Source organism: Allobosea sp. 05T439 (assembly GCF_056396005.1).
In genome coordinates this window covers 1-8,830 of sequence record NZ_JBFTKP010000084.1, presented here as the reverse complement: position 1 = coordinate 8,830, position 8,830 = coordinate 1, and the positions used below count along the sequence as shown (strand labels likewise).

Genomic DNA, 8,830 nt, shown 5'->3' with positions numbered 1-8,830 from the left:
GGCGTTGTCACGTTAACCGCGGACCATTGAAGCGAACTCAACCGGGTGACGGGCTCACGCTGCGAGGCCAGCGACGGCTTTCCATTGTGCCATGGCGCACAGACGATGCAGATGGATGGCGAGGGCGGAGCGACGGGACCGGGGCGGGACGAACAGATTGCGGACGGCGGAGAAGACGGCGACGAAGCGCTGCAGGCTGCCTGGAGATCGAAAGCCTTGCATCGTCCGCTCGCGCTTTCGGAGCGGCAGGTGTGAGTTCTCGGCCCGGTTGTTGAGGCCCTTGTGCGCGCGATGCTCGATCGTCGGCATGATCTGGCGCCGRGCGGCGGCATAGGAGCCGAGCTTGTCGGTGATCATCCGCCGGGGCGCACAGCTCTGCTTCTTCAAAAGACGCCTCAGCAACCGCCGCGCTGCCTTGGTGTCACGCCGGGTCTGCACGATCTCATCCAAAGGTCGCGGCGGCTCGGCCTCTTGCGCTTCAGGCGGTGGGCGTAATCCCGCCCGAACTTCAAGGCCCAGCGCCGCACCGTCTCGTAGGAGACGGCGATGCCGCGCTCCAGAAGCATCTCCTCCACCAGGCGAAGGCTCAGGGGAAASCGGAAATACAGCCACACCGCATGGGCGATGATCGCCGGAGGGAACCGATGGCGCTTGTAGCTGATGGCCGGCAGGGTCATGCACGCCCACCTACACCGCTTGCCGCCATGCCGGAGTTAACGTGACAACGCCCTCCCAGCGAAGGGATATCAGGCCATGAGTCCGGCCCTCATCGCGCCTTTCGACATCGGGGATGACGATCCCGGTCTGACCAGGCTCCGCAATCCGTTTGTACATCGTCGGCGCCGTCGCGTGCGCTGGCGGGTGTCGCGGCGCGCAGCGCAGGCGCGGAAGACGCGCGGTAGGGGCGGTGGGCCGCTTTGCCCGGCCTGCCTTGTGGTGGTTATCTCCGCGTGTCGACGCTGCGTCAGGGACGCTCTGGTCTGGGTCTCGAGGCGCAGCGCACGGCAGTGACCGAGTTTCTCGATGGAGGGCGCTGGTAGCTCAAGCAGGAACTTGTTGAGGTCGAGAGTGGCAAGCAGCTGCTTTGGGCCTCATTCCGTCAGGCCGTGATCAAAAGATTTCGGCGACGCCGTGCGACCGAGCTGAAGGCTACGAAGCTTCAGGTATCGGGGAAACCGGATGAACATCCACAGGAATTCCCGACTGACGCGGTCACTTGCGATGGCGCACCCGACGTCTCGCCCTAGTTTGATGCGTTCGCATTCGCGCGCAGACTTGAACAAGGACCCCAAAATGCTCCGTTCGATCACAGTCGCCGGCTTTATCGGCCTTGGCCTTTTACTCGCAGGCTGCAACCCTGAGTCTCAGTCGCACCGCACGCTTGGCGGCGCCGCCATTGGCGCTGGCGGTGGTGCGCTCATCGGTGGGATCGCGGGCGGCGGTCGTGGTGCCGCCATCGGTGCCCTTGCAGGTGGCGTGACCGGCGCGGTGGTCGGTCGGGCGACGACCCCAAACAACTGCATCTTCCAGGACACGAGCGGTCGCCGTTTCTCAGGTCCCTGCCCGTAAGGCGCCTGAGCACACCTGCCGGGCCAATTGGCGAGCCCACCGGCAGCATCTGGTTTCATGCACAGCCGCTCCGATGGGGCGGCTGTTGCGCGTGGGTGCTGACAGGGCAACCCAGCCGGGAGCAGACCGTCGCGCAGGCGACGGGGACGCAAGCTTGTACGGGGCCGGGAGACGCGCGGGCATCGGGCGCGGGTCAGGCACCGTCTTGACGGCTCCAGTAGGTCAGGCGCGTTGCCGGACGTCCCACGTGGGCGCGCTGCGCCGAAAGGTCAGCGCAGCTGGCGGCGGATGCGGTCCTTCTCGGCGGGGTCGGATTTAACCTTCACGCCAACCGCCTTCTCAAGTTTTTCAGCCCGCAGGTAGTGGAACGAGACGACGAGGATCAGCGCAAGCCAGACGAGCACTGCGAGGGACCAACAGATGACGAGGAACTCCACGGTCTTGCTCCGTGGGGCTCCTCGCGCCTTAACATCGTCCGCCATGCCGGGCTTGTTGCATTCAGCCATGCCCTTGCGCATCGCCGCCATGCGTGGCGCGGCTGGGCGATGCCTGCCCATAGCGCGCGCAGGCGCGGGAGAGACCGCCATGAGGCGACAGAACCTGCTCAACGCCCGTGATCGCCTCGGGGCATCGATCATCGATATCGTCGCCGCCGACGTTGCGAAGCACGGCCCGGAGGTGATCGAGCAGCTGCGGCTCTGGAACGTCGCCCCCTATGCCCGGCTGGTCAGCGACCTGGTGCATTTCAGGAAGCTAGCGACGGAGCAGAAAACGCAGACCCGGCGGAAACCGCGTGCGCTCCGGATGAGAGATGTCCTCAAGGCGATGGACGACCAGCCGATCGACATCAACAACCCGCTTCTTTCACCGAAGCATCGGGAGCGCTGGCTGAAGGGCATCGAAGCGTTGAGCCCTCGCTCGCCCTATGATTTCAGCCCCACTGAACTTGCCGCCTTATGGGGCGCTGATCTTGCTTCGTGGTTCGAGAGACATGCGCGGCGCATCCCGTCAGGGGAGGACGATCATCCTTGAGCTGAACGCGGCAACCGACCGCCCCCTGCTTCTCGCTGAACGCTTTTGCGCTCTGCTCCTTAAGGGCTTGGTGACGTATTCGAGCAGGCTTCAGTCGTGGCAATCAGATCTCGATCTCCACGCCGACCTCCACGACCTGCTTCGCGGGGATGTGGAAATGGGCAGCTGAGCGCTCGGCGTTACGCTGCATGAAGGAGAAGAGCGCCTCGCGCCACACGGCCATTCCCACAATATCCTCGCGCGGAATGATCGTCTCACGGCCAATATAGTACGACATTTGAATGAGATCGACGCCCGGCAGAAGTCCACGGTCGGCGCCGCAGCGTAGGCCGCCGGGAATATGTGGCGTCTCCATGAAACCGAAATGCAGGATCACGCGAGTGACGCCGGGCGCGAGTTTGATCGCCTCCATACGGTTTTCGTCGGGGACGCGCGGGATTTCCTCTAGCTTGCCAGTGACAAGAAGAATGCGCTCGTGCAGGGCATGATTGTGGCGAACGAAATGCGTGAGTGAGAGCGGAAGCCCGAGGGCGGCCGAGGCCAGAAAGGCGGCGGTGCCCGGCAGGCGCACAGGCGGGTTCGTGGCCAGCATGTCGAGAAACTCCCTCTCCGGCTCGCGTTGGCGGCCACGCGCTGCCTCCACCAAAGCGAGGCCGCGCCGCCAGGTCAGCATGATCACCACCAGCACGAGCGCCAGGACCAGCGGATACCAGCCACCTTCATGCAACTTCGGCAGGTTGGCGGAGAAGAAGGCAAGGTCGATCAGCAGGAAGAAGCCGTTGACCGCCACGACAAGGATTGGGTTGTAGCCCCATTTGAGGGCGATCAGCGCTGCGAGTCCGGTGGTGATGGCCATGAGCAACGAGACGGCGATGCCATAGGCGCCGGCCAGCGCATCGGACGAGCGGAACATGAAGACCGAGGTGAGCGTCGCCAGGCAGATCATCCAGTTGACGATCGGAATGTAGACCTGTCCCCTCTGGTCATGGGCCGTGTGCTTGATGTGGACGGCGGGGAAGAGGCCGAGCTGCACAGCCTGTCGAGTGAGCGAGAAGGCGCCTGTAATTACCGCCTGCGAGGCGATGACGGCGGCGGCGGTGGCGAAGAGGATCAATGGGTAGTGCGCCCAGTCCGGGGCGAGTTGGTAGAATGGGTTGGTGAGGGCTGCAGGTTGGGTGAGTAGCAGCCCGCCCTGGCCAAAATAATTGAGCATCAGCGCAGGCAGCACGATGGTGAACCAGGCGAGGCGGATGGGTTTGGGACCGAAATGGCCCATATCCGCATACATCGCCTCGCCACCGGTCACGGCCAGGAACGTGGCGCCCAGCACGGCGAAGCCGACGAGCGGGGCGGTGTGGGTAATGAAGTAGAGCGCATTCAATGGGTTGATCGCTGCGAGGATCCCCGGCGCCATCAGGATGCCCCGGATGCCGAGCAGAGCGAGCGCCAGGAACCAGAGCAGCATGATCGGCCCGAACAGCCGGCCGATGAAGCCGGTGCCCTTGCTCTGGACCAGGAAGACACCCATCAGGATCGCAGCGGTCAGCGGCACGACGGCCGGCGCCAGCATCGGTGCGTCGACCTTGAGGCCCTCAATCGCGCTGAGCACGGAGATGGCCGGCGTGATCGCGCCGTCGCCATAGAGCAAGGCGGCGCCGACGAGTCCGACGACGAGGACATAGGCGCGCCCTGTGCCGGGCCTGGCATGGCGCGCCTTGAGCAGGGCCAGCATCGCCATGATGCCGCCTTCGCCGCGATTGCCGGCGCGCAGGATCAAGATCGAGTACTTGATCGAGATGATCAGGATCAGCGCCCAGAGGATCATCGAGACACAGCCGATGACGGCTTCCGGCTGCAAGGCTCCTCCCGCAGCCGCGGCCCGGGCCGCTTCCTTGAGCGCATAGAGCGGGCTGGTGCCGATGTCGCCATAGACGACGCCCAGAGCGCCGAGGGTCAGGGCGCGGACGGAGCCGTTGTGATGGTGATGAGACGCAGAGCCGTTCTGCGACAGAACCTCACGAGCCATGCGCCGGCCTCCCCATTACATGGAAATAGCGCATGCAGCAGCGCTCCTAGCAAGACATGTTCCCCTTTGCCTGCACTGCCGCAACGACGGGGGTTACCGGCCGCCCGGGCTGGGAGGTCAGGCGTCAGGGATCGTGGGAACCGTCTCGCGCTAGCGCGCTGTCGTCAGGCAAGGCGCGATGACGATGGCGCCGAATTGCGCGCGGTCCGGCTCGGCAGCCTCACCCCGCGGGAGCGCGAGGTCTTCGCCCTTGTGGCGAGAGGCCGGATGAACAAGCAGATCGCCTACGAACTCGGAACCACCATTCGCACCATCAAGGCCCACCGCCACAAGGTGATGGAAAAAATGGCCGCCCGCTCCATTGCCGAGCTTGTCCTGTCCTCAGAGCAGCTTGGGCTCATCTCTTAGAAAAGGCGGGCGACCAGTTCGAGAGCACCAACACCCCCCTGCATTGTGTACGCAGTTTGAAAACGGCCGAGAAACGCGGCGCCTGGCAAAACGGCGCGTTTCCCGGAGGTGGACGACGGCTCTGTGGCAGTCTCGAGAAGAAGAGTTGGAGCGCCATGACAACCGACCTGGCACGGAGTGCAGGCGACCAGCACCCGGTGAAGGGCCTGATGCCGATCCCGCTGGGACTGGCGATGAAATCGGGTCTCAGGGATAGCGCAAGTACAATCGGGCCGCAGCGCGATGACCCCAGCTGAGATTATATGACGTATCGTCATGTAGTGCGCGCGTGCGGTCTCGTCTTATCGTGGCTGTATCGTCCTGATGTCACCGGTTAACCAATCTCAGTCGCCCCGAACGGGCAGGTGCAAATCCCCGTCGACGAGCCGATATACGTGTGCTTACATCACTTAGATTACAGATCTTGGTTTGACTACGTGCTGAATATTACACGATTCGCTACGCCCATCGGCCATCTGAAAGGTTATTGGCATGGCGGCCTCAAAGGGAAACGGATGTTCTCACGAACCTCCAGCATCGCCCCCGGCAAACCAGCGGAATTACAAATGGCTTCGGCCCKAGGGAGACGATGACGATAGTTTTGGGCGAGGGATTATTTGGGGAGCTGCGATATCGTTCCTGCTCTGGGGAGGGATGGCGGGCCTGGTACACTATCTTTCGATGACGGCACCGCATGCGTGATTTATCGCGCATGAGCACTGAGCAAGAGCATCGATGGCCTGAACTGGAGTGACTTCCTCAACCGCGATGGAACGCCCGTCCCCACGCCGCCCCATGCCGGAGGTCTGGGCCCCACGGGCGCCCGTTGGGATTGGCATGCTCTGGGCAGTCGTTTTTTGGACTCATAGAGCGAAGTGATCAAAATATCGCAGTCCGTAACATTCGGCACTTCATTGGGAAGTGGCACGGATTATTCGGGTTCTCTGCCGTTACTTCATATGGAACAGATTGACTTGCGTATCCCTGACCTCGGAGGACATCATGCGACTAGGTCTTGTATCCACCGCCGTTCTTGCGACGTGCCTGGCAACGTCGGCCTTCTCCGCCGACCTTCCCAGCCGCCAGGCGCCGCCTCCCCCGATCGTCTACGCGCCCCTGTTCACCTGGGCTGGTCTTTATGTCGGTCTCAACGCCGGCGTGGGCTGGGCTGACTCGGGCGAGATCGCCGTCAACGGGCCGACTGCTGGCTCTTCCAGCGTTCTGAGCGGTGTCGGCGGTGGTGATGGCAGGTTCGTCGGTGGCGGCCAGATCGGCTATAACTGGCAGTCCGGCGCGATTGTCTACGGCCTGGAGACCGATATCCAGTATGTCGATACAGGCGGTAGCGTGGCCTGGGGCCAATACACCTGGTGGGCCGGTAGAGGCGGCGGTGACGGCGCCTATTTCGGCACCGTACGCGCCCGCATCGGCTACGCCTTCGATCGGACGCTGGTCTACATCACCGGCGGTCTGGCCTATGGCGGCCTGAACAGCAACCCGCTGACCGGCAACACGACAAGCAATGCCGGCTGGACCATCGGCGGCGGTGTCGAATACGCCTTCACCAATAACTGGACGGTCAAGCTCGAAGGTCTCTACGTCGATACCGGCGAGGGCAGGAGGGCCCAGGTCTTCGAAAACCCCGCGGGCGGCGTGCTGCCGGCCGGAACCTATACCGCGGTCAGCAATGGCGGCGGCGGCGCCGGACTCCTGCGCGTCGGCGTGAACTACAAGTTCTGAGCCGGGCACTCTGATCTGCAAACAGCCCGGCCGATGCGCCGGGCTGCTTTTCCCTTCATCCGGGCGCACAGATTGGAGACCGAGCTTCGACACCAGTGGCTTGGCCTCTTGTCCCGACCGGTCCCATCAAGACGAATCCCGCAAGCTGCCGACATGTTCTGGTGCCGGCGGCCCAGATGTCTTTGTGCGCACCCTGATCGATCAACTCATCGCTCCTGGCGTTTGCCCATAGCAAGATCGCCGGCTTCCTTTGAAATCGCATATTCGGGCGCGCTTACACCGAACGAAAACAGGGAGACGATCGTGAGTCTACGCAGAGCCCTCGCCGCAGCCTGTCTGCTAACCTCCATGGTGATCCCACTGGCCGTTTCGGCCCAGACGCTTACTTTTGCCGAAGCCTATGACCGGCTGGCGAAGTCCTGTGGTTCGGACATCGACAAGCTTTGTTCGAAGGTTTCGCTTGGCGGCGGCGCCGTCAAAACGTGCCTTGATCGGAACCAGGCGCGGCTATCGGCGGGCTGCAAGGCCGCGTCGGCCGAGGTCTTCCAGTCGCTCGCGAAGCGGGCCAATGCCCAGGCTGCCGCAGTTAAGGTCTGCGAGCGCGACCTTGGTCAATATTGCAGCGGCGTGCAGCCCCATGACGGCTACAGGCTGCAGTGCCTGCTGACCGCGTCGAAGGTCGTCAGCAGCGGCTGCAAGCAGGTCATCGTCGATGCCGGTTGGAACTGAAGGCACAGCGCACCCCATGAAGCCCATCGCCCTCGTCTTCTCCGCCGCAATCGCCCTCGCCCCCGCAACCGCAATCGTGCAGGCCCAGGAGCGACTCAACGATACGCAGCTGATCGAGACGCTGAACGTCCTCGACCAGTCGAAATCCATCGACGTCGCCGCGCTCCGCCGCCAGGCCGTGGACAGCGTCGCCGCCAACCGCGGACCGGATGCCTCGCTGCGCGAGCCGCTCTCGCAGGAACTGGACAATCTCTCGCAGTTCACCGTCGAGATCCAGTTCCGGACCGGCTCGGCGGTGATCCGCCCTGCATCGTTCCGCACGGTCGGCGTGATTGCCGACTCCCTGCTCCACCCGACCTTGCGGGAATACAAGTTCCTCATCGTCGGCCACACCGACGCGGTCGGCGACCGCAAGTCCAACCTGACGCTGAGCCAGAAGCGGGCCGATGCGGTTCGCGACGCGCTGGTCACCACATTCGGCATCGCCCCCGCCAGGATTGTCTCGGTCGGTCTCGGTGAAGAGCAGTTGCAGAACCGGAAGAACCCGGACGCAGCAGCCAATCGGCGCGTCCAGATCGTGAATGTGGGTCGTTTCAGATAGGGGCCGGACGGTGATGGACCGGCTTGTTTGCAGACATTTGAGCGCGAGGACGGCATGCGACACGGAATGATCGCCCTATCCGCAATGGCGCTGGTGCTGGCTCCAGCCAGCGCCATTCTCCCGGGCCTCGGCGCCGCCTTCGCCCAACAGGCCGCACCAGCGCCACAGGCTGCACCGGCGCAGGCAGCGGACACGGTCTTCACCCGTGCGGAGATCGAGCCGCTGGTGAAGCCGATCGCGCTCTACCCCGACCCGCTGCTCGCCCAGTTGTTGCCGGCCTCGGCCTATCCGCTCGATATCGTGCAGGCGGCGCGCTGGATCGAGCGCAACAAGGCGGCCGTCGAGAAGGCCGACTTCACGGCAGCCGACGCCATGAACTGGGATGCCAGCGTCAAGGCGCTGATCCGGTTTCCCGACCTGATCAAGCAGATGAACGAGAACCTCGACTGGACGAGCGATCTCGGCGACGCCTTCGTCTACCAGCCGACGGATGTCGCGGCCGTCATCCAGGATCTCCGAGCCCAGGCGGCAAAGGGTGGAGCCCTGAAGTCGACGCCGCAACAGACCGTCGTCCAGAAGACCGAGGGATCCAGCAACGTCATCTATATCGAGCCGGCGGAACCGGAGGTGATCTATGTTCCGAGTTACGACCCCGGCGTCGTCTACGAGCCGGTCGCCTCCGCCGT

The 8,830-nt window shown here is 63.7% G+C and carries 10 protein-coding genes and 1 pseudogene; 8 read left to right on the top strand and 3 right to left on the bottom strand.

Going from position 1 to position 8,830, the window contains the following annotated elements; genetic code table 11:
* Window positions 1-54 precede the first annotated feature (54 nt).
* Window positions 55-677 (bottom strand): annotated as a pseudogene (locus tag AC1DIO_RS34670) (IS6 family transposase).
* A 616-nt stretch (window positions 678-1,293) separates the two neighbouring features.
* Between AC1DIO_RS34670 and AC1DIO_RS34665 the strand changes: the two are divergent.
* A complete protein-coding gene (locus AC1DIO_RS34665; protein WP_476770870.1) occupies window positions 1,294-1,569 on the top strand; it encodes a YMGG-like glycine zipper-containing protein in 276 nt (91 codons plus the stop codon).
* Between the two features lie 269 nt (window positions 1,570-1,838).
* Here the strand turns inward: AC1DIO_RS34665 and AC1DIO_RS34660 are convergent, their stop codons facing one another.
* Window positions 1,839-2,096, bottom strand: coding sequence for a hypothetical protein (locus AC1DIO_RS34660; protein ID WP_476770869.1), 258 nt, complete (start codon window positions 2,094-2,096; stop codon window positions 1,839-1,841).
* 58 nt (window positions 2,097-2,154) lie between these two features.
* On the opposite strand from AC1DIO_RS34660, the gene AC1DIO_RS34655 reads away from it, so the two are divergent.
* Complete coding sequence (locus tag AC1DIO_RS34655; RefSeq protein ID WP_476777431.1) at window positions 2,155-2,601, top strand: hypothetical protein; 447 nt, start codon at window positions 2,155-2,157, stop codon at window positions 2,599-2,601.
* Window positions 2,602-2,704: 103 nt separating this feature from the next.
* Here the strand turns inward: AC1DIO_RS34655 and AC1DIO_RS34650 are convergent, their stop codons facing one another.
* The gene (locus tag AC1DIO_RS34650) at window positions 2,705-4,558 is read right to left on the bottom strand and encodes a potassium transporter Kup (protein WP_476854888.1); all 1,854 of its coding nucleotides are present in this window, start codon (window positions 4,556-4,558) and stop codon (window positions 2,705-2,707) included.
* 21 nt (window positions 4,559-4,579) lie between these two features.
* Here AC1DIO_RS34650 and AC1DIO_RS34645 point away from each other — a divergent pair, with 21 nt between their 5' ends.
* From AC1DIO_RS34645 to AC1DIO_RS34620, 6 genes are all read left to right on the top strand, one after another.
* Window positions 4,580-5,035, top strand: a complete 456-nt coding sequence (locus tag AC1DIO_RS34645) for a response regulator transcription factor (protein WP_476770867.1) — start codon at window positions 4,580-4,582, stop codon at window positions 5,033-5,035.
* A gap of 155 nt (window positions 5,036-5,190) precedes the next feature.
* Window positions 5,191-5,331, top strand: a complete 141-nt coding sequence (locus AC1DIO_RS34640) for a hypothetical protein (protein WP_476770866.1) — start codon at window positions 5,191-5,193, stop codon at window positions 5,329-5,331.
* Between the two features lie 745 nt (window positions 5,332-6,076).
* On the top strand, window positions 6,077-6,814 hold the full coding sequence (locus AC1DIO_RS34635) for an outer membrane protein (protein ID WP_476854887.1): 738 nt from the start codon (window positions 6,077-6,079) through the stop codon (window positions 6,812-6,814).
* 303 nt (window positions 6,815-7,117) lie between these two features.
* Window positions 7,118-7,543, top strand: coding sequence for a hypothetical protein (locus tag AC1DIO_RS34630; protein ID WP_441508679.1), 426 nt, complete (start codon window positions 7,118-7,120; stop codon window positions 7,541-7,543).
* 16 nt (window positions 7,544-7,559) lie between these two features.
* Complete coding sequence (locus tag AC1DIO_RS34625; RefSeq protein WP_441508680.1) at window positions 7,560-8,144, top strand: OmpA family protein; 585 nt, start codon at window positions 7,560-7,562, stop codon at window positions 8,142-8,144.
* A gap of 66 nt (window positions 8,145-8,210) precedes the next feature.
* Window positions 8,211-8,830, top strand: a 620-nt coding sequence (locus tag AC1DIO_RS34620; protein ID WP_476777538.1) for a DUF3300 domain-containing protein, incomplete at its 3' end; no start/stop codon positions are given.